At 67.6% G+C, this 19,842-nt stretch carries 22 protein-coding genes; 11 read left to right on the forward strand and 11 right to left on the reverse strand.

From position 1 onward, the window contains the following. Positions 1-43: 43 nt before the first annotated feature. Entirely contained in the window at positions 44-667 is a 624-nt protein-coding gene (locus tag AC07OC_RS07540; protein WP_218338895.1) for a YitT family protein, read from the reverse strand. A 337-nt stretch (positions 668-1,004) separates the two neighbouring features. Between AC07OC_RS07540 and AC07OC_RS07545 the strand changes: the two genes are divergently transcribed. The 4 genes from AC07OC_RS07545 to AC07OC_RS07560 are packed head-to-tail and all read left to right on the forward strand — an operon-like array spanning position 1,005 to position 5,695. Beyond that, on the forward strand, positions 1,005-1,775 hold the full coding sequence (locus AC07OC_RS07545; protein WP_218338894.1) for a DUF3348 family protein: 771 nt from the start codon (positions 1,005-1,007) through the stop codon (positions 1,773-1,775). Next, entirely contained in the window at positions 1,772-4,453 is a 2,682-nt protein-coding gene (locus tag AC07OC_RS07550; RefSeq protein ID WP_218338893.1) for a DUF802 domain-containing protein, read from the forward strand. Before AC07OC_RS07545 ends, AC07OC_RS07550 begins: the two co-directional genes overlap by 4 nt. Beyond that, complete coding sequence (locus AC07OC_RS07555) at positions 4,450-5,109, forward strand: OmpA family protein (RefSeq protein ID WP_218294264.1); 660 nt, start codon at positions 4,450-4,452, stop codon at positions 5,107-5,109. Before AC07OC_RS07550 ends, AC07OC_RS07555 begins: the two co-directional genes overlap by 4 nt. Continuing rightward, the gene (locus tag AC07OC_RS07560) at positions 5,102-5,695 is read left to right on the forward strand and encodes a DUF2894 domain-containing protein (protein WP_218294265.1); all 594 of its coding nucleotides are present in this window, start codon (positions 5,102-5,104) and stop codon (positions 5,693-5,695) included. Before AC07OC_RS07555 ends, AC07OC_RS07560 begins: the two co-directional genes overlap by 8 nt. Before the next feature lie 90 nt (positions 5,696-5,785). Here AC07OC_RS07560 and AC07OC_RS07565 read toward each other — a convergent pair whose 3' ends face one another. Continuing rightward, on the reverse strand, positions 5,786-6,061 hold the full coding sequence (locus AC07OC_RS07565; RefSeq protein ID WP_218294266.1) for a hypothetical protein: 276 nt from the start codon (positions 6,059-6,061) through the stop codon (positions 5,786-5,788). A gap of 127 nt (positions 6,062-6,188) precedes the next feature. Between AC07OC_RS07565 and AC07OC_RS07570 the strand changes: the two genes are divergently transcribed. Next, positions 6,189-6,647 (forward strand): response regulator, encoded by a 459-nt coding sequence (locus tag AC07OC_RS07570; protein ID WP_494600705.1) that lies wholly within the window; start codon positions 6,189-6,191, stop codon positions 6,645-6,647. Positions 6,648-6,654: 7 nt separating this feature from the next. Here AC07OC_RS07570 and AC07OC_RS07575 read toward each other — a convergent pair whose 3' ends face one another. After that, positions 6,655-7,539 (reverse strand): DUF3703 domain-containing protein, encoded by an 885-nt coding sequence (locus tag AC07OC_RS07575; protein ID WP_218338891.1) that lies wholly within the window; start codon positions 7,537-7,539, stop codon positions 6,655-6,657. Positions 7,540-7,542: 3 nt separating this feature from the next. After that, positions 7,543-8,202 (reverse strand): cation efflux transmembrane domain-containing protein, encoded by a 660-nt coding sequence (locus AC07OC_RS07580; RefSeq protein WP_218294269.1) that lies wholly within the window; start codon positions 8,200-8,202, stop codon positions 7,543-7,545. 79 nt (positions 8,203-8,281) lie between these two features. Here AC07OC_RS07580 and AC07OC_RS07585 point away from each other — a divergent pair, with 79 nt between their 5' ends. The 4 genes from AC07OC_RS07585 to AC07OC_RS07600 all read left to right on the forward strand — a co-directional run bounded on the left by AC07OC_RS07585 (position 8,282) and on the right by AC07OC_RS07600 (position 11,548). Further along, a complete protein-coding gene (locus AC07OC_RS07585; RefSeq protein ID WP_218338890.1) occupies positions 8,282-8,752 on the forward strand; it encodes a Cd(II)/Pb(II)-responsive transcriptional regulator in 471 nt (156 codons plus the stop codon). Positions 8,753-8,954: 202 nt separating this feature from the next. After that, on the forward strand, positions 8,955-9,755 hold the full coding sequence (locus tag AC07OC_RS07590; RefSeq protein WP_218294271.1) for an MlaE family ABC transporter permease: 801 nt from the start codon (positions 8,955-8,957) through the stop codon (positions 9,753-9,755). Positions 9,756-9,812: 57 nt separating this feature from the next. After that, positions 9,813-10,850, forward strand: a complete 1,038-nt coding sequence (locus tag AC07OC_RS07595; RefSeq protein ID WP_218338889.1) for an MlaD family protein — start codon at positions 9,813-9,815, stop codon at positions 10,848-10,850. Continuing rightward, positions 10,847-11,548 (forward strand): hypothetical protein, encoded by a 702-nt coding sequence (locus AC07OC_RS07600; protein WP_218338888.1) that lies wholly within the window; start codon positions 10,847-10,849, stop codon positions 11,546-11,548. Before AC07OC_RS07595 ends, AC07OC_RS07600 begins: the two co-directional genes overlap by 4 nt. A gap of 25 nt (positions 11,549-11,573) precedes the next feature. Here the strand turns inward: AC07OC_RS07600 and AC07OC_RS07605 are convergent, their stop codons facing one another. Next, on the reverse strand, positions 11,574-11,957 hold the full coding sequence (locus tag AC07OC_RS07605; protein ID WP_369642265.1) for a hypothetical protein: 384 nt from the start codon (positions 11,955-11,957) through the stop codon (positions 11,574-11,576). 157 nt (positions 11,958-12,114) lie between these two features. Further along, the gene (locus AC07OC_RS07610; RefSeq protein WP_218294274.1) at positions 12,115-12,297 is read right to left on the reverse strand and encodes a hypothetical protein; all 183 of its coding nucleotides are present in this window, start codon (positions 12,295-12,297) and stop codon (positions 12,115-12,117) included. A 409-nt stretch (positions 12,298-12,706) separates the two neighbouring features. Between AC07OC_RS07610 and AC07OC_RS07615 the strand changes: the two genes are divergently transcribed. Continuing rightward, positions 12,707-13,300, forward strand: a complete 594-nt coding sequence (locus tag AC07OC_RS07615) for a low affinity iron permease family protein (RefSeq protein WP_218338887.1) — start codon at positions 12,707-12,709, stop codon at positions 13,298-13,300. A gap of 47 nt (positions 13,301-13,347) precedes the next feature. On the opposite strand, the gene AC07OC_RS07620 is transcribed toward AC07OC_RS07615, so the two are convergent. Further along, a complete protein-coding gene (locus tag AC07OC_RS07620) occupies positions 13,348-13,671 on the reverse strand; it encodes a hypothetical protein (protein WP_218338886.1) in 324 nt (107 codons plus the stop codon). A gap of 275 nt (positions 13,672-13,946) precedes the next feature. Here AC07OC_RS07620 and AC07OC_RS07625 point away from each other — a divergent pair, with 275 nt between their 5' ends. Beyond that, positions 13,947-14,321: a glycosyltransferase family protein gene (locus AC07OC_RS07625; RefSeq protein WP_218294277.1), complete on the forward strand. Its 375-nt coding sequence runs from the start codon at positions 13,947-13,949 to the stop codon at positions 14,319-14,321. Between the two features lie 98 nt (positions 14,322-14,419). Here the strand turns inward: AC07OC_RS07625 and ligD are convergent, their stop codons facing one another. From ligD to psrA, 4 genes are all read right to left on the reverse strand, one after another. Continuing rightward, positions 14,420-16,909 (reverse strand): DNA ligase D, encoded by a 2,490-nt coding sequence (gene ligD, locus AC07OC_RS07630; RefSeq protein ID WP_218338885.1) that lies wholly within the window; start codon positions 16,907-16,909, stop codon positions 14,420-14,422. Positions 16,910-16,986: 77 nt separating this feature from the next. Beyond that, a complete protein-coding gene (locus tag AC07OC_RS07635; RefSeq protein WP_218338884.1) occupies positions 16,987-17,142 on the reverse strand; it encodes a DUF3606 domain-containing protein in 156 nt (51 codons plus the stop codon). Between the two features lie 148 nt (positions 17,143-17,290). Continuing rightward, on the reverse strand, positions 17,291-18,736 hold the full coding sequence (gene phnY / locus AC07OC_RS07640) for a phosphonoacetaldehyde dehydrogenase (RefSeq protein ID WP_494600709.1): 1,446 nt from the start codon (positions 18,734-18,736) through the stop codon (positions 17,291-17,293). Beyond that, entirely contained in the window at positions 18,733-19,842 is a 1,110-nt protein-coding gene (gene psrA, locus AC07OC_RS07645; protein ID WP_494600711.1) for an iron-containing alcohol dehydrogenase PsrA, read from the reverse strand. Before psrA ends, phnY begins: the two co-directional genes overlap by 4 nt.

Consider the following 19,842-nt stretch of genomic DNA (forward strand, 5'->3'; position numbering starts at 1 on the left):
CCATATTGTCATCTGGCGGCCATCGCCGGGCCGCCCAGGCCGCTCATACCGCCATGTAGCGCCCCGGGCGGTGGTTCATGGCCAGCACCAGGTTCAGCGCCACGGCCCCGGCGATGGACCAGGCGACGCGAAGGGGTTCCACCGTCCACAGCGCCAGCAGCACGATGCCGCAATCCACGGCCATCTGGATCTTGCCCGCGCGCCAGCCGTAGCGTTCCTGCAGATAGAGCGCGGCTATCCCCACGCCGCCCAGGCTGCACCGGTGGCGAAACAGCACCAGGAACCCCGTGCCCGTGATAAGTCCCCCCGCGATGGCCGCATACGGCGGCTGCAGCTGTGCAAACTGCAGGAACTGCGCCTGCAGTTCGGTCAGCAGCGACAGCAGCAGCACGGCGGCAAAGGTCTTGACCGTGAACGCACGCCCCAGCTTGCGCAGGGCCAGCCAGTAGAAGGGCAGGTTGAGGACGAAGAAAATCTTGCCGAAACCGATGCCCGTGGCGTAGTGCAACAGGAAGGCAAGGCCTGCCGTGCCCCCGGTGAGCAATCCCGCATTGGTGAAAAACGCCACGCCCACTGAGATCAGCAGCACCCCCGTGAAGATGGCCACCGCGTCTTCCGTGAGCGTGTGGGGCGCTACGGCGGCAGCGGGCGTGGGGGTGGAGGGCATGGGAGGAACAGCGGGAGAACTCGGCATGGTGCGCAGCGACGGGCCGTGGGGGGAGGGACAACCGCCGGATTGGACCATGCAATCCCCGTGCCCGGCTTGAGCGGCGTCAAGGCTTGTGCGCGCGGGGAAGGAGGTGGGGAGGCGCTCCCGCCGGCACGGGCCCCTGGCCAGGTTTTTGCCTTGGACCAGATGTAACACCTGCAACCTCGGGCCCGGCGCGGCAGGGCGGCCCGCGGTTCCTGCGAAAATAGCTGGTTTTGCCCACTGGGGACCGGTTCCCTGATGCCCCCGCCCTCCGGGAGGGCGGCAAGAAGCGCAGTGAAATGGTTTTCCAGGGATGTATCCGCACCACAGACTCAGCAGCTCAGGACTGGTTGTCCTGCTCCAGCAATGGATGCAGGCCGATGCGGGTGCGGCCGCGCGCGCCGACGTGGCGCAGGAGCTGGGCCAATGGCTGAGCACGGTGGACGCCGTCACGCTGAGCCGTTCGCTGCATGCCATCGACGCCTTCCCGCAGGGGGAGGTTGCGGGCGCGGACGGGGCGGACCTGCAGGCACTGCAAGCGCTGTTTCAGCGCACCCAGGCAGAGCTGACGGCGCTGGCGTCGTCCAAGCCCGCACCCGCCAAGCCGGCCCGCGAGCGCGCCGACAACACGCGCGCCCAGGCGCCGGACCCGCAGGCCGAGGCCGAGTACGGTTTTCATGCGCCGCGCTACCTGGGCCTGCAAAAGCAGATGGATGCGAAGTTGCTGGGCTTGCGCGCGCAGGTGCGCCACGGGGTGTCGCAAGGCTCCCGGGGCCTCAGGCAACTGGCGGCACTCGATGCCGTGATGGAACAACTGAGCTTTGTGCGCGAACAGCGCCTGTGGGCCTCCCTGTCCGCGCACCTGGACCGGCGCCTGGTGCAAATGCGCTGCGCCCACCAGGAGCGGCTTTCGGCCCAGGGGCTGCCGGATGACCCGCAGCGCTGGCGCCTGCCCGGCGGGTGGCTGCACGCGTTCGAGCGCGACATGCAGGCGCTGCTTCTGGCCGAGATGCATGTGCGGCTGCAACCGATCCTGGGCCTGCTGGAAGCAGCCCGCAACGAGAACTTGGAACGACACGAATGAACAAGAGTGTGATGGCCGCCGTATTTGCCCTGGGCCTGGCGGCAGTGGGATGGGTCGGTGGGGGATTCGTAGGGTCGAGCCCGCTGGCACTGGCGATGACGGTGGTGATCGGCGCGGTCTATGTGCTGGGTGCGCTGGAGCTGGTGCAGTTTCGCCGCGGCACCGTGGCATTGACCACGGCGCTGGCGGATGGCGCGCAGCAGCCCCTGGTGGACCTGGGCTCCTGGCTCGACCGCCTGCCCGCCGCGCTGCGCCACCCGGTGCGCCAGCGCATCGAGGGGGAGCGTGCCGTGCTCCCGGGGCCGGCCCTCACGCCGTATCTGGTGGGACTGCTGGTCATGCTGGGCATGCTCGGGACCTTCCTCGGGATGGTGGTCACCTTCAAGGGCGCGGTGTTTGCCCTGGAGACCTCGGGCAGCCTGGAGGGCATCCGCGCCGCCCTGGCCGAGCCCATCAAGGGCCTGGGCCTGTCGTTCGGCACCTCGGTGGCGGGCGTGGCGGCCTCGGCCATGCTGGGCCTCATGTCCGCGATCGCCCGTCGTGAGCGGCTGGTGGCCGTGCGGCAGCTCGATGCGCACATTCCCACCGTGTTCCGCCCGTTCTCGGCGAGCCATCGCCGCGAGGAGACCTTCCAGGCGCTGCAGGCCCAGGCACAGGCCATGCCGCTGATCGCCGAGCGCCTTCAGGGCCTGGTGGAAGGGCTGGAACGCCGCCACGACAAGCTGGCCGCGCAATTGCTGGCGCAGCAGAAGGATTTCCATGGTGAGGCGTCGTCGGCCTACACCCAGCTGGCGGGCGCCGTGGGCGCATCGCTGCACGACAGCCTGGGCGCCAGCGCCCGCGTGGCCGGCGAAACGCTGCGGCCCGTGGTCGAGCAGGCCATGGCCGAACTGGCGCAGGAATCGCAACGCGCGCACCAGCGGCTGACCGAAGCCACGGCGGCCCAGATGCAGGCGCTGTCGGCCCAGTGGGAGGGCACGGCCCGCCAGGTCTCGGACACCTGGACATCGGCCCTGGACAAGCACACGCAAGTGCAGGACCGCCTGATGGGCGGGTTCGATGGGGCGCTGCAGTCGGTGACCCAGTCGTTCGAGCAACGCTCCGCGGCGCTGCACGCGGCGCTGCAGGACACGGCGGCGCAGTCGCACGCCGCCCAGAAGGCGGCCGACGAACAGCGCCTGGCGGGGTGGACCCGGTCGATGGAGGGCATGGGCGAGACGCTGGCGGCGCAGTGGGAGCGGGCGGGCACACGCGCCGTGGAGCAGCAGCAGGGCATGCGCGACGCGCTGGAGGGCGCCACGGCGCGCCTGGACCAGTCCCTGCTGGCGGCCACCCAGGCTTTCGAGCAGCGCTCCACGGCCCTGGTCGCGTCGCTGCAGGACACGGTGGCGCACACCCACGCGGCCCAGGCAGCGGCCGACGAGCAGCGCATCGCCGGCTGGCGCGCATCGATGGAAGACACGGCCCGCTCACTCGCCGCCCAATGGGAGCGCGCGGGCGAGCAGGCCGCAGCCCAGCAGCGGGGCGTGGCGCAGGCGCTCGCAGGTGCTGGCGCGCAGCTGGGCGAGTCGCTGCGATCGGCCACGCAATCGTTCGACCAGCGCTCCAGCGCGCTGCTGTCGTCGTTGCAGGACACGGTGGCGCAGTCCCACACGGCCCAGATGTCGGCCGACCAGGCGCGCCTGGCCGGCTGGAACGCGTCCATGGAGGGTATTGCGCAGTCGCTGACGGCCGAATGGCAACGCGTGAGCACCCAGACGCTGGAGCGCCAGCAGGCCGTGTGCGATGCCCTCGAGACCGCGGTGACCGGGCTCACCGGCCGCATGGGCGAGCAGGTGGCCAAGACCCTGGACGGCACCGCGCGCCTGATGGACCAGTCCGAAGCCTTGCTGCGCACCCGCACCGACGCGGAGGCCCAGTGGCTGCAGGCGCAGGGCGACCGCATGGATGCGCTGGCAGGCGTGTGGCGCACCGAGCTGGCGGCGCTGCGCGATGCCGAGGCTGAGCGCGGGCGTGCGGCAGTCGACCGCCTGGAGGCCTTGCAGGAGGCCGTGGCCCAGCACCTGGCCACGCTGGGGTCGGCGCTGGAAGCACCGCTCACGCGCCTGCTGCAGACGGCGTCCGACGTGCCGCAGGCGGCTGCGGAGGTCATCGCCCAGCTGCGCCATGAGATGACGCAACTGAGCGAGCGCGACAACGTGGCGCTGGCCGAGCGCACGGCCATGATGGAGCAGCTGGGTACGCTGCTCCAGTCCGTCAACGAGGCCGCTGTAGAGCAGCGCGGTGCCATCGAATCCCTGGTGGGAACGGCCGCTTCGGTGCTGGAGCAGGCGGCATCGCAGTTTGCACAGGCGCTGGACAGCCAGGTCGGCAAGGCGGACGAAGCGGCCACCCACGTGGTCGCCAGCGCGGTGGAGCTGTCGAGCCTGGGCGAGGCCTTTGGCCACGGCGTGGGGCTGTTCACCGCCAGCAACGAAAAGCTCATGGACAGCCTGCAGCGCATCGAAGGCGCCATCGGCCAGTCCCTGTCGCGCAGTGACGAGCAACTGGCCTACTACGTGGCGCAGGCACGCGAAGTGATCGACCTGAGCATCGCGTCGCAGCAGGGCATTGTGGAAGACCTGCGCCGGCTCAAGGGCAGGGCGGTGGCCGCTGCCGAACCGGAGGTGGCCGGATGATGGGCCTGGACGACGCCCTCGACGAGGGGACCGAGCAGACCGCGCCGGTATGGGCCGTGTTCGGCGATCTCATGGCCGGCCTGCTGGGCGCCTTCGTGCTGATCCTGGTGGGCGTGCTGGTGGTGCAGATCGATCTGGTGGCCAGCCTCAGGCAGGAGGTGGAAAAGCGCCAGCAGGAAGAGCAGCGCCGCATGGCCCTGGAGAAGGCGCTGGCCATCCCCTTGGCCAGCGGCCGTGTGACGGTGAATGACGGCCGCATCGGGATCAGCGGCAGCGTGCTGTTCGCCACGGGCTCCGACGAGTTGCGGCCCGAAGGCCGCCAGCTTCTCAGGAGCCTCGTGCAGCCCCTGCAGGTGTACCTGCGCGAACGCGACGAGATGCTGATGGTGAGCGGGTTCACCGACAACACCACACTGCTGCGCGGCAGCCAGCAGCGCTTTGCCGACAACCTCGAGCTGTCCGCCCAGCGGGCGCTGACGGTGGCGCGGGCGCTGATCGACGAAGGCATGCCGTCGTCGCAGGTGTTCGCCGCAGCGTTCGGCGCGGAGCAGCCGGTGGCCTCCAACGCGGATGAAAAAGGCCGCGCGCAGAACCGCCGCGTGGAAATGGCTCCCGTGCCCAAGGCATCGGGTGCAAAGCCTGCGCGGCATGAGTGAACCCACGCTCGAATCCCTGCGCGCCGAGGGTGCGGACCGCCACGACCCCGTGCGCTACCGCTACCTGGAGGTGCTGGCCGCGCGCCTGCCCGCACAGCCCCCCGCGGTGCAGCAGATACTGGAACAGCGGCTGCGGCGGGCCGTTGGGGCCTATGCGGACGGAGCCCGCGCGGCCGGCGGGCCGGCCCCCGGCGCGGTCGAGCCACCGGCGGCATCACCCCTGGCCCGGCTCAACCGCGACCTGGATGCACGGGCGCAGGCCGATGCGGAACGGGTGCGCATCGAAGGCGGTGCCAGCGCGTCGGACATGAAGAGCGTGCGCCAGTTCGGCGAGGTGTGGTCCCGCATTGCCGCGGAGCAGCAGGTGGTGCAGGCGCTGGACCGTGGACCGGAGAACGCGGGGCCGCTCAACCCGCACAAGCTCATGCTGCGGTCGCTCAGCCTGATGCGGGGCCTCTCGCCCGACTACCTGCGGCGCTTCCTGTCGCAGATGGACTCGCTCCTGTGGCTGGAACAGGCGAATGCAGCACGCCCGAGAAACCTGGGCCCCGCAGCCCGCGGGGGGCGAAGCCGGCCCAGGGCATAAGAAGTCCCTGTCGAATCCGGCGGGCCTGTCCAGGGAGGGCCTGGCGCCGCACCGGCCGCCCCAGGGTTGCCTGGCCTGCGCCCATGCCCCTCACTGGGGCTTGGCCGCGATGTGGCGTTGCAGCAGCGCGTTGGACTGGTCGAGTGCCTCGGCGGTGTCGCTCAATTGCTGCTCGAGCTGATCCGTGCGCTCCACCGCCGCCTGCAGGTCGCCTTGCAGGGCGTCGGTGGGAATTTGTGTCGTGAGCACCGCGTGCACGACATCGAGCTCGTTGGCCGTGGCCTTGATCTGCTCGGCCGTTTCCAGGTTGCGGTTCAGTACCTCATCGATCTCGGAGGGCTGGGGCTGCTTCGTTGCGCTGGGCATAGGTAAGTCTCGCTGAGTATGAAGAATCAACTTCTGCCATCGGGGACGCGGCGCCATCGCCTACAGGCCGGGAGGTCGGATCAGGCGACATTGTAGGCAGCATCACAACAGAAAACGCAGCTCCCAGATGCCCCTCAACACCATCCTTGTCGAAGACAGCAAAACCATCCAGGAAACTCTGGTGCCCGCGCTGGAGGAACTGGCGGACGCGCGCGTCCTCGCCATCGCCGAAACCGCCAGCGACGCCACGGAGGCCGTCGCGCACTGGCGGGAAGACTGGCAGCTCATGGTGGTGGACCTGTTCCTGCGCGAAGGCTCCGGGATCGAGGTGCTGCAGGCCCTGCAGCGCGGGGACCGGCTGCGCGCAACGCCTGGCGCGCGGCAGGGCAGGCCCGGACAGCATGTCTACGTGTTGTCCAACTATGCGACGGCGGACATGCGCCGCCGGTGCGAGGAGTTGGGCGCCGATGGGGTATTCGACAAGTCCACCGAGCTGGACGCCTTTTTCGAGCGTTGCAGCGAGCTGCCGCGCCGCGCAGGCACCGGCACTGGCACTGGCAGTTTCGCCGCAGCGGATCGCCGGTAGCCCTCAGCTACCGGATGGCCGTGCCGGGACGGCTGGCTGTGCCATCCTGCAGCGCCCGTTCGATGAGCGCAGCCACCGCGGGGTCTGGCGCCATGGGCCGGAAGGCGCTGACGTGCGCGCGTCCGATGTTCCCGGCGGGCAGGCGGGCCAGCAGGTGGCCCAGCGGTACCAGCGCGAGCCGCGCCATCTGGCCGGCGGCCTCGTGCGAATCCCGCAGCTGCAGCGCGTAGCGCAGCATCGCCCAGTGCGATCTCCAGTGCAGGGGCAGCGAAGGCTGGCCCAGCACATGCGCTGCCTCCAACCACCGCCAGCGCACCGCCGGGGGGGCCTCCGGCTGGTTCGCAAAGCCGGCGAGCAGATGCTCGAACGCTCGGCGTTCGTGCCGCGCACAGGAGGGCGCTGCATGTTCTGCCGCCCGCAGCCTCGCGTGCTGTTCCGCCAGCTCGCGCCAGCGGTGCTGGCGATGCCGGTAGAACACCTGGGCGAATGCGGTGCTCACCGGCGTCATCAGCCAGGGCAGGTGGCGGGCCACGACCTTCACGTCGTCGGTGTACAGGGTCGTGCCGTCCGGCAGGGGCTCGAGCGTGATGCGGTGGTCCCAGCGGCGCATGAGCAGGCCGTCGCCGTTGTCGCGCAGCGTGGGCCAGCCGCCTGCCTGCGGTGGCGGCTCGATGGAAATGCGCACGGTCTGGGGGCCCATGGGCAGCACGCCCAGCAGCCGCATGTCCAGCGCGAACTCGCCCTGTTCCCAGTGCGCGGGCCATCGCGCGCCTTGCACGGGCCGGAACCGCATGAGGGGCGCGGTGATGTGGCGAAAGACGGCGGTGCTTTGCAGCTGCGTGGCCACCCACTCGGGCGGCGCGTTCAAGCGGGTGGACAGGTGCACGCGCATGGCTCAGTGCCCTTGCGGCTGCGGGCGGGCAGCACCACCCGCCAGTTCCTGGCGTGCCTGGCGGATCACGCTCCAGCCCCCGGTGATGGCCAGCCATGCCATGACGGCAGCCACCGCCAGGTCCGGCCAGGCCGTGCCCGTGCCGAACACCCCCAGCGCCGCGCCCATCACCGCGAGGTTGCCCAGCACGTCATTGCGCGTGCACAGCCACACGCTGCGCATGTTGGCATCGCCTTCGCGGTAGGCGTACAGCAGCACCGCCACGCCCAGGTTCGCGGCCAGGGCCAGCAAGCCCACGCTGCCCATCGTCAGGGGTTCGGGCGCAATTCCCTGCCAGGCGCCCCAGGCCACGCGTCCCACGACCACGAGGCCGAACACCAGCATGCTGGCCCCCTTGACCAGCGCGGCGCGTGCGCGCCATGCCAGGGCCATGGCCAGCACCCACAGCGAGAGGGCGTAGTTGGCCGCGTCGCCCAGGAAGTCGATGGCGTCGGCCAGCAGCGATGCCGAACCGGACTGCAGGCCCGCTCCGATTTCGAGCAGGAACATCGCGGCATTGACGATGAGCGCCACCCAGAGGATGCGGCGGTAGCGCGGGTCCGCGCTGGTGGGGGCACCGTGGTCGTGGCCGTCGTTGGAATGGTGATGGCAATGTGCGGACATGGCGGTTCTTCTTTCTCCCGGGAGGGTTTTCAATGTGATGGCATCATTGGAAACCTTGAAGTCACTTGAAGGTCAAGCGATGGCACAGCCGGTTGCACAAACCCCCCAGTACCGCATCGGCGAGGCAGCCCGGCAATCGGGCGTGTCCGCCGCGAACATCCGCTACTACGAAAAGGAAGGGCTGCTCGCGCCTGGTGTCCGGGAGGACAACAGCTATCGCCTGTACAGCGCGGACGATGTGCACCGCCTGCGCTTCATCCGCCTGTGCCGCGCGATGGACATGTCGCTGGACGAGGTGCGCACCCTGCTGGCGCTGGACTGGACCCGCAAGCAGGACTGCGAAGCCGCGCGTGACACGCTGGATGAGCACCTTCAGCATGTGCGGGGCCGCCTGGCGGAACTGCTCACGCTGGAGGCCGACCTGCTCGCGCTGCGCAACCGCTGCGACGGGTCGGACACGCACTGCCACATCATCGAGGCCCTGCATGCGCGCGCCGATGAGCAGTCTGCCGTGGCTGCCTCGGCCGGCGTGGGAAAGCGCCATGTGTAGGCCAGCCGGGCGGCCCGCCGGCGGCACGGCCATGCCGGGTGGTCGCGAGGATGTGAAGAGCTGTTTCCTCCGTGCAGCCTATTGCTCCTGAAATGATAGCTTTTAGCGCTTATGAATGAAGCGCTGGAGGCCAAAAACACTCGCAATGGCCCTGGCGGCTCGTGGTCGGTGCGGGCCCGGGTCACGCCGCTATGATCCGGCCATGATTTCGCGCTTGCCCGGCCTCTCCCTGCCCGAACGCGTGTGGAATACCGCGCGGCGCTGGGCGGTCGCGTGGTGGCGCATCCTGTACCTGGGCGCCGTCGTGCTCGTGCTGGTGCTGTCTCCGTCCAGTTACGGCAAGGGCACGCGCAGGGCGCTGGCGCGCCATCTGTACCTCGATACGGCACCCGTGCTGCTGGGGTTCACGGTGCTGGCGGCGCTGATCAGCCTGGTGCTGACGCGCATCGTCGTGGTCACGGCGCTCAGCTATGGCCTTTCGCGCTATGCGCTGGAGATGGTGATCCGCGTGCTGGTGCTCGAGCTGATCCCGCTCACGGCCGCGCTGTTCGTGGCGATGCGCTGCACCATTCCCAACGGCACGCAGATCACCCGCCTGCGGCAGAACGGCCGGTTCGACGCGCTGCGCGCCCAGGGCTCGGACCCGGTGCGCATCGAGCTTCTGCCGCGGGTGATCGCGGGCGTATTCGCGTGCATCACGCTCGCCGCGCTCAGCTGCGTGGTGGCACTGGTGCTGGCCTATCTGGGGGTGTATGGTTTCAACTTGGCGGGGGCGCCCAGCTACACGCGCATGTTTGGCCAGGTGTTCACGCCCAGCGTGACGATGGTGTTCGTGCTCAAGACGGTGTTCTTCAGTCTGGCCGTGGCGCTCATTCCCATGGCGGCTGGCCTGTACGACACTGGTGACCGCACCCAGCCCGATTCGGAGCTGGGGGGCCTGGCCCGCATGTTCGCCGTCCTGCTGCTGATCGAGGTCGCCTCGCTCATGGGCAACTACTACTGACTCCTGCCTGCCGACATCCGCCAGACCCTTACATCCCGCGACCCACGCCCGGCATCCATGAACGACGAGAACCCCCACCACCGCCCCACACCGCCCCCCGGGCCAGCGCCAGCGCCTGCGGCCGCCGACGTGCCGCCGGTGGAAACCTTGCGCCCGGTAGCCTACCTGGAGCTCAAGGCGGCGGCGCTGCTGCTGTTCACGCTGGCGCTCATCGTGGGATCGGGCCTGTACCTGCTGTACGCGCGCGGTGCGTTCGAGCCCACGCAGACCCTGGTGCTGACCGCCGACGACTCCGAAGGCGTGGTGGTGGGCATGGACATGACCTTCTCCGGTTTCCCCATTGGCCGCGTGCGCCGCATCGAACTGGCCGAAACCGGCAACGCCCGCATCATCGTGGACGTGCCGCGCAAGGACGCCCACTGGCTGCGCGAATCCAGCGTGTTCACACTGGTGCGGGGCATCGTGGGGGGCACCAACATCCGCGCCTACACGGGCATGCTGAACGACAAGCTCCTGCCCGACGGCTCCGTGCGCCCCGTACTGCGCGGTGATGCCACCGCCGAGATCCCGCAGCTCATGGCCTCGGCCCGCGAACTGCTGTCCAACCTCAATGCCCTCACCGCGCAGGACGCGGCCCTGGGCGGCAGCCTGGCCAACGTGCGGGCGCTGACCGACCGCATCAACGGCCCGGGGGGCGTGCTGGGCGTGCTGATGGGCAACGAGGCCGACGCGAAGAAGATCGTGGCCACGCTGGAACGCACCAACGCACTGCTCGCGCGCCTGGATGGCATGGCGGCACGTGCCGACAAACAGGTGTTTGGGGCCGATGGCAGCAAGGACGCGCTGGTCCCCGAAGTGCGGGCCACGGTGGCCCAGCTGGGGGGCCTGCTGGCCGACACCCGCGCGAGCCTGCAGAAGGTGGACGCGGTGCTGGTGGAGGCGCAGGCCATCGGTGCCAATGCGCGGGAAGCCACGACCGACCTGGGCGCATTGCGCGCCGAGGTGGAAAGCAACCTGCGCAAGGTGGAGAGCCTGGTCAATGAGATCAACCGCAAATGGCCTTTCGCGCGGGACACGGAGCTCAAGCTGCCATGAAGCGTCTTATCCCCACGCCCCCTGCTGTGCTGCGGCGGCACCTGACCCATGCCGCGCTCCTGGCGGCGGCGCTGCTGCTGTCCGCCTGCTCCGGCAAGCCCCGGGTGCCCGACTGGCAAATGAACGCCCAGGCCTCCGCGCAAAAGGCGCTGGAAGCCTATCTGTCAGGCAATGACCGTGTCGACAGGCTGGAGTGGGACCGCGCCCGCGCGGAGGTCGCCCGCACGGGCCGCCCGGATCTGCTGGCCCGCCTGGAGCTCATGCGCTGCGCGGCGCAGGTCGCCAGCCTGGTGGCTGGCCCGTGTGAACGCTTTGAGCCATTGCGCGCGGATGCGGCGGCGCCGGAGCGTGCCTATGCCGACTACCTGGCCGGCAGCGTGCCGCCGCAAGGGGCAAGCCTGCTGCCCGAAGCGCAGCGCAAGGTGGCCGTGTCGGGGGATGGGGCGGACTTGTCCGCCATCGAGGATCCGCTCTCGCGCCTGGTGGCGGCCGGGGTGCTGTTTCAGGCAGGGCGTGCCAGCCCGGCCGTGATTGGCAATGCCATCGATGCCGCGTCCACACAGGGCTGGCGGCGGCCTTTGATGGCCTGGTTGACGCTGCAGGCGCAGCGCGCTGACGCTGCAGGAGACGCGGAGTCGGCATCGGCGCTGCGGCGGCGCATTGCCATCGTGGAGCAGGGCGCCGCAGGCTTGCGCTAGCGGGCCGGGACTCCAGGGGCGATTCTCAGCGCAACCGTGCCTGCAGCTGTGTTTCGATGTGGTCCCGCTCCGAGGCAAACTGCTGGGCGCTGATTTCATTCGCCTCGTATTTGCGCGCCGTGGAAAGCAGAAGCACGGTGTTCTCCAGCCGTGTGTCTTGCTGCAATGAAGGGGGCAGGGCCGTCAGGCGGTCGAAGCTTTGTTTGTAGAGTTCGCTCCAGCTCAGCGTCCCCGCCTGGGCCTGGGCGCGGGCGCCATCATGCCAGCGGGCGAACTCTTCGAGGGAGCTGTCGCGCGGGCTCGTGCAGCCCAGGAGGCCCGCGATCAGCGCCAGGGCGGACCAACGCCATGCGATGGCGTGAGAGGAAGAGGAATTCAGGCCTGCAGAGATTCGAAAACGTGTGGTCACGATCGTCCTCCATTCTTGAATGACAACGGAAATGCCGTTGTGCAGCGCCAGATGGTACTCCGATGCTATGATTTTTTCTACTTTGCCAAAAAAGTGCAGAAGCGCGCACCGGATGTGGGCAATCTACGTGCCCTGGCAACCCAGTGCCGGCAGTCCGCTACTGGAACAGGCTCGTGGGCAGGAGCTGGTCCAGCCCATGGGGCAAGAGCGACATGGAGTCCACCGACTGCACCGCCACATCGGGCATCAACAAGGATGCCGCTGCAAGTACCGCAAGCACGACCGTACCGGCAAACGCTGCAAGTGCGCGGGCTCCGGGGGGCAAAGGGTGGCGTTTCATGATGGTTCCTTTGTCAAAAAAGGTGGGAGTCGCAATGACCTCCCGGGCCAGCCTCAATGGCTGATAGCGGGATTTCAGCAAAGCAACCGGTGTGCGTCTGTCAGACAACTGCGATACCGGGCGCTGGCTGGACGCTGTTGCCTTTGGTTGCAATTGCTGGGATGAAGAGCCCCCGGGTGTCCGGGTGCTCGCAGGGGTGAATCTGTAGGACCCGGCCCATGGCGGATGGGCAAGGCTTCCGACCTGCCGGCCGGGCAAGGCACTCCCACAATCACCGCAGCCCGGCAGGGCCCTTCAGGCGAGGGCTGGCGCGACCGGGCTTTTCCCTTGGCTGCTTGCAGGCCGTGCGCTGCGGATCGGCGGCGGCAGCCCTCCGGCCCTTGACCAGTCAGCGAGAAAGGAAGTCCCCATGAAAGAGCCACTACTGCAGCAGGGCGAGGGCACGGATGCGATGGGTGCCATGCCTTCGACCAGCAGCCCGTCTTACGCCACCCGTACCTCCGTGCAGGCGGCCTTTGACCATTTCGCATCGCATGTCACGCGGTGGGCCGGATCTCCCGGCATGTTCTGCGCCGCGCTCCTCATGGTGCTGGCCTGGGCCGTCACCGGTCCGATCTTTCACTTTTCAGAGAACTGGCAACTGGTCATCAACACGGGAACCACCATCGTGACGTTCCTGATGGTGTTTCTCATCCAGCAAAGCCAGAACAAGGACAGCGTGGCCATTCACCTCAAGCTCAATGAGCTGCTGGCGGCCAATCGGCATGCGAGCAACCGCATGATCGGCATCGAGGACCTGGACGAACAGGACCTGCGCGAGGTCGCGAGCTTCTATGGGCGCTTGGCCGAACGGGCCAGACAGGCCGGCAGGGACAAGTGCGCGCACTCCATTGACGAAGAAGGCATGTCCGCTTCGGCCATGGACGCGCATCGCCCCGCCCATGCGCGCGAGGCCGTTGCGGTTCTCGGCGCAGGCTGCAGTGGGCGGGAAGGGGCTTTGTGAATGGGGGCGTGGATCCTGCACGCCCACCTTGAAAACGTCCGCAGGTGCTAGGAATCCAATGTCGTCCGCGTCGCATCGCGTTCCATGCGGCAGCTGTCCAGCGAGGGCAGCCAGTCGGGAATGATGGAGCCGGAAGAAAAGGTGGAGGTGAACCTGAAGGCGTGGTGGGGATAGGCTTTTGCCAATGCCGCGCGACCTTGCTGGGAAATGCCGAAGACCTCCGCCACCTGGTCGCGGGCCCCCACATCCGGGAGCCGGACGTCAACAAGCTGCGCGGCCGCCAGCACCCGAAGCTTGTCCACGTCGCAAGGCTTCTCGACGGTCTTGGGCAACTCGGTCTGTGCAAGGGCGAACAGTAGCTCCATGGGCATGTTGCACTCCGTTAGGGGGTGGAGTGACTTATTGTGAATAGAGCAGATTCTCATGACAACAGATCGCACTTTTTGAAACAAATTCTGCAATTTGTTGCAATTTCGGTTGTGTTGCCACGATCACGTGTCCGACTGGCGGGCAGGCACATGACTGACATCCGCGCACGAACGCGGGGCATTCAATGAAGCTTGCATGACGGGCCCGTGGGGCGATTGCCAGCGCTGGAGACAGCACCGAGAAACGGGCCCCTTGGCGATGAGAATGCGAGGTTGAAATGCAAAATGACCTGTTGAATCAAGCGCATGTCCGGGAATCCATTGCCGGGGAGGAGGATCCGGGCGCCGCGCTGGACGTGGTAAGGGCCATGGTGGGCCGAAATCCTGATGAGGCGCATTCCCCGCATGGGGTCAACGCAAAAATCAATTTCAGCTGCAGTGATGGCAAGGAGAACATCGCCGTCGACGTGGTCTGGCCGCGGCACCATGCAAAGGAAGATGTCGCAAAGCTGCTGGGGCTTGTGATGGCCCACCATGGCGCCATCGCGGACACGGCCTGGTCCTTGTTTGCCGCCACCGGAAAGAGCCCCATGGAGCTCGAGGTGGACGAGGGACAGGACGGCGTCTTCTATATCAATCGCAGAGATGCGTGAGGCGAAAGCAGGGGCGGTCGATGACGTTCCTGGCGGAGTTTTCATCGATTTTTGAAGCGGCGTGTCTTCGTCGAATGGAGTTTTAGGGTGGCGCGGCTTCAGTCCAGCGCTTTCAGGGCGCTGGATATCGACACCGCAGCCTGCCCATAGCCCTCCCAGGCGCCGTTGCCCACGGGCAAACGTGGCCCTACGTTCTGGATATTCCAGTGCGCACCGCTGCCCAGCATGTCCAGTTCCGGCCACGATACCGGGACCGATATGCCCATCCCGGGGCGTGCGCGGGCCGTCCAGGCGCTTGCTGTCGTCGCTCCGAAACCATTGCGAAGGTAGTCCACGAAGACCTTGCCCACGCGGTTTTTGGGCCCGCTCTTGGCCACGAACCGCTGTGGAATCGTCTGTGCCAGATGCCGCACCACCGCCTGGCTGAATCCCTTGACCGTTTCCCAGTCATGAAGCCGCTTGATCGGCACGACGATGTGCAGGCCTTTGCCTCCGCTGGTCTTGAGAAAGGCGGGCAGGCCCAGCTCGGTGAGCATCAGGCGCACCAAGGTCGCTGCTTCCTGCACGTGGGTCCAGGGCACTCCCTCGCCGGGGTCCAGGTCAAAGGTCATCCGGTCCGGTCGCCCTATCCTGTCCTTGCGGGCATTCCATGTATGCAACTCGACCGTGTTCATCTGCGCGGCCGACAACAGCCCTTGCGGGCCCGCGATTTCAAGCAGAGCAGGGTGCCCGGGAAAAAGGCTCTCCGCGAGCTGCCGCACGCCCTCCATGCGGCCAGTCTCCAGGTGCTTCTGAAAGAACAGTTCACCGCTCACCCCGTCTGGTGCACGGACGAGGGAAGCCGGGCGGCCTTCCAGGTGGGGCATCAGCAGCGGCGCCACGGTGGCGTAGTAGCGGATAAGGTCGATCTTCGTGGTGCCGGTGGATGGGTCAATGACCCGCTCGGGATGCGATACGCGCAACGAACCGATCCCGGAGCCGGCGGCGGCCGGGTGTTTCGCCCACTGCTTCGGCCTTTCCTGGACAATGGCCTGGGGCGGCTTGTCATCGCGCAGGCCATGAAACACGGAGTGCCGGATTCTGCCTTCCTTTGTCCATTCTCCAAACGAGACTTCGGCGAGGAGCTTCGGCTCGACCCAGTGGGCTTTTTTCCCGATGGCGCGCGGATTGGCGAACGGGCTCGCGCTGGTGCGCAGCGCACGGAGCCTTCGGCTCAGATCGGCCAGGACGCGTTCACTGAACCCCGTACCCACATTGCCCGCATAGCGCAGTGTGCCGGTGTCGTCGTGGACACCGAGCAGCAAGGACCCAATCCCCGTGCGAGATCCCTGCGGGTCGGTGTAGCCGCCGATCACGAACTCCTGGCGGTGGGTGCACTTGAGCTTGATCCACTCCGCGCTGCGCCGAGAAGCGTACCCGCCCGCCTTGAGTTTTCCGATGACCCCTTCAAAGCCCAGCTTGCAGGCCGAGGAAACCAAGTCGGCCGGCCGCGCTTCAAAGGCCTCGCTGAAGCGCACCCGGTCGGTGGGTGCCCCTTCCACGACCTTGCGAAGATGCTCCCGCCGCTCCACGAGAGGAAGCGCACGAAGGTCATGGCCATCCGCGTAGGGCAAGTCGAACACATAGAAAACCAGTGCTTGCGTGGACTGGCCATCGAATGCATTTTGCAGCGCCTGAAAGTCTGGGACGCCATGGGCATCGGGCATGAGCACTTCACCGTCGATCCAGCCGGACTTCAACGCAAGCCTGGCGATGGCCGCCGCCAGGTCCGGCATCCTGGCCGTCCAGTCATTGCCGTTGCGGGTGAACAGCCGCGCCTTGCCTCGTTCCACGCGGGCCAGGAGGCGGTAGCCGTCGAACTTCAGCTCCCAGATCCAGCCCGTGGTGTCATGGGGTGGACCGTCCACCAAGGTGGCGAGCTGGGGCGACAGCGTCTCCGGGAGCGGCGCTGTGGGCGCCGTCATCGCGCTCGCCTGGCGCTTGGCGGACGGCACCACGCCGCCGGGCCTTGCCGGGGCCTTTCGGGGCGCGGAGACCGCGGGCGCCGCCGCGACGCTGTCGGGCATTTCATCCACCACGCTGAACTCGTGGCCGGGGCGTTCCAGCCCGTCGTGTTCCTTGATGAGCAGCCAGGGTGGCTGCTTTTCGCCTGCGCGGCCGTGCATGCGCACCAGCGTCCAATGGCCCTGAAGCTTGTGCCCGTGAAGCTCGAACTTTAATTTCCCCTTGCGGTAGCCCTCGCGGGGATCCCCGACCGGCACCCAGTAGCCGCGATCCCAGATGATGACCCGGCCGGCACCATACTGCTTCGCCGGAATCTGGCCTTCGAAGCTGTTGTAGGCGATGGGATGGTCTTCCACCTGCACGGCCATGCGCTTGTCGGCCGGATCGTAGCTCGGCCCTTTGGGCACGGCCCAGCTCTTCATCGTGCCGTCCAGCTCAAGCCGCAAGTCATAGTGCAGGCGGCTGGCCCAGTGCTTCTGGATCACGTACTGCAGGGCATCGCCGCCCGGCACACCGCCTTCCGCGGGCTCCGGCGTCAGCGCAAAGTTGCGCTTCTTCCTGTACTGGGCCAAGGGCTCCTTCATGGTGGCTCGAGGCGACTATTCCGCAGAACGGCGTCCGGGGTGGGCGCGTTGCCGTGGGGGTGCCATGGCAGGCCCCACTACCGCGAAACCAGGTACTCGCGGACCTTGTCGGCGGACGGGTCGGCCGGGGCTTCCGCGACGCCCAGGCTATGGGCCCAGTCGCGCACTTCACAGGGTTCGCTGAGGTTGATGAAACGGCGGTCCTGTACCGTCTGGCTTTTGTCATCGCTCATTGCCGGCTCCTTGAATGAACGGCCAAAGCTATCACGTGGCTAGCCTGCACGGTGTAGGACAAGACTTCTATGGAGCGGTGCGCGACACACCCGGCCTTCTGAACAGCATCCACTGAAGAAGCGGGCCTGTCGGGTGCTTTTCAATCCGCTACCAAGGCAGGGTGAACGTCTTGCAGTTGGTGAACGACTTGATCGCCTCCTGCACCCCTTCCTTGTAGCCCAGGCCCGAGTCCTTGATGCCGCCGAACGGGGTCAGCTCGATGCGGTAGCCGGGCACCTCCCACAGGTTGACGGTGCCGACCTGCAGCTCCTTGGCAAAGCGGGTCACGTCGTCCATGCGGTTGGTGCAGATGCCCGACGACAGGCCGAAGGCCGTGCCGTTGGAGATGCGGATCGCCTCGTCGATGTTGCGAAAGGTCAGGATGGGCGAAACGGGGCCGAAGGTCTCCTCGCGCACCACGGTCATCTCCGGGCGCACCCGGTCCAGCACCGTGGGGGAATACAGCGCGCCCTCGCGCACATTGCCCGCCAGCAGGCGCGCGCCCTGGGCGATGGCCTCGTTCACCACCTTCTCGAAATGCAGGGCCGCCGCCTCGTCGATCACCGTGCCCATCTCGTTGGCCTTGTCCATGGGGTCGCCATGGCGCCATGCCTTGGTCTTGGCCACCACGCGCTCGGTGAACTCGGCCGCCACCTTCTCATGCACCAGCATGCGCTTGACCGCCGTGCAGCGCTGGCCCGAGTTCTTGTACGAGCCCTGCACCGCCAAGTCGCTGGCCTTGTCCAGGTCGGCATCGTCCATCACGATCAGCGGGTCGTTGCCGCCCAGCTCCAGCACCATGCGCCGGTAGCCAGCCTTGGACGCGATGTACTTGCCGATGGCCACCCCGCCCGTGAAGGTGACCAGATCCACATGGCGGTGGGTCAGCAGCTCGTCGGCGATCTCGCGCGGATCGCCGGTTACCACCTGCAGCATCTCCACGGGCAGGCCGGCCTCGTACAGCAGATCGGCAAAATAGTAGGCCGACAGGGGCACCTTCTCCGAGGGCTTGAGCACCATGCGGTTGTTGGTGGCCACGGCCGGCACCACCTTGTGCGCCACCTGGTTCATGGGGTGGTTGAAGGGCGTGATGGCCGTGATGACACCCAACAGCGGCTCGCGCGTGGTGATCACCTTGCGCTTCTTGCCGTGCGGCGTGAGGTCGCACGAGAACACCTGCCCATCGTCGCGCAGGGCCTCGTTGGCGCCGAAGTTGAGCACGTCTGCCACGCGCCCGATCTCGTAGGTGCTGTCCTTCTTGCACAGGCCCGACTCGGCGGTGATGATGTTCGACGCCTCGTCGGTGCGCTCGCGCAGCAGCGCCGCCGCACGGTTGAGGATGGCCGAGCGCTCGTAGCGCGACAGCGTGGGCACATAGGCATGGGCGATGTCCATCGCCCGGCGCACGTCCTCCACGCTGGCCATGCCCACCGTGCCCACGCGCTCGCCGCTGTAGGGGTTGACGACGTCGATGATGCGCTCCGTGCGGACCCTGGCGCCGCCGATGCGCAGGGCCTCCGCGCGGAAGTCCACGCTTTCCATGATGTAACTCATGCTGCCTCCTTGATTGCTGCCGTGTTGGCTCCGATGAAGTTCTTGCCGCGTGCGCCGGTCAGCGCATGGGCCACCATCTGCTGCGCCTGGGCGTCGCTCACGCCGTAGTCGGCAAAGCGCGTCCTCACGCCCAGTTCCTCGATGAAGCGGGCCAGCCGGGCCGGCGCGTCGGCCAGGTTTCCCAGCGCGCTTTCCAGCACGGCGTCGCGCTCCGGGTTCTGGCCAATGGCCCGCTCCAGCACCATGGGCAGCGGAAAACTGCAGGCAATGCCGTGCGGCAGCCCATAGCGCAGCGTCATCTCGTAGGAGATCGAGTGCGCCAGCGCCGTGCGCGTGTTCGAGAAGGCCATGCCGGCCTTCAGGGCCGCCAGGGCCATGCGGCCGCGCAGCGCCGCGTCGTCCAGGTGTTCCATCAGCTGCGGCAGGGTCTCCAGGATCTCGTGCACCGCCGCCACCGCGAAGGTGTCGGACACGGGGTTGGCATTCACGTTCCAGATCGACTCCAGTGCGTGCGACAGCGCGTCCAGCCCGCTTTGCAGCGTGACCGAGGCGGGTAGCGACAGCATGAGCTCGGGGTCGATCAGCGCGATGCTGGGCCAGGTCTCGGGCAGGTGCAGCGAGTACTTCTTCTGCGCGCCGCGGTCCCATACCGTGGCCCAGGGCGTCACTTCGCTGCCGGTACCGGCCGTCGTCGGCACGGCGATGAGTGTCTTGGTCCGCGCTGGCGTGAAGGCCTTGCCGGATGCCAGCAGCGCCACCAGTTCAGAGAAGCGCCCGCTGGGCGTGGCCACCATCAGCGCCTTGGCGGTATCGATGGCACTGCCACCGCCCACCGCAATGATCACCTCGGCACTGGCGGCCTCGCCGGACCAGAAGGCGTCGTAGACCGCCGCAAGCTCCGCGACATCCGGGTTGGGCCGCACATCGTCGATCACGCCGGCCAGCTGCTCGCCCAGCAGGCCCTCGATGCGGGCCACGAGGCCCAACTGGCGGGCCTCCGGAAAGGTGACCAGCAGTGCCCGTCGGCCGTCCAGCAGCTTTGGCAGGGACAACAGTTCCCCTGCCCCGTAGACACTGCGTACGGGGTTCAAGTATTCATGTGGCAT

Source organism: Acidovorax sp. GW821-FHT10E04 (assembly GCF_059415185.1).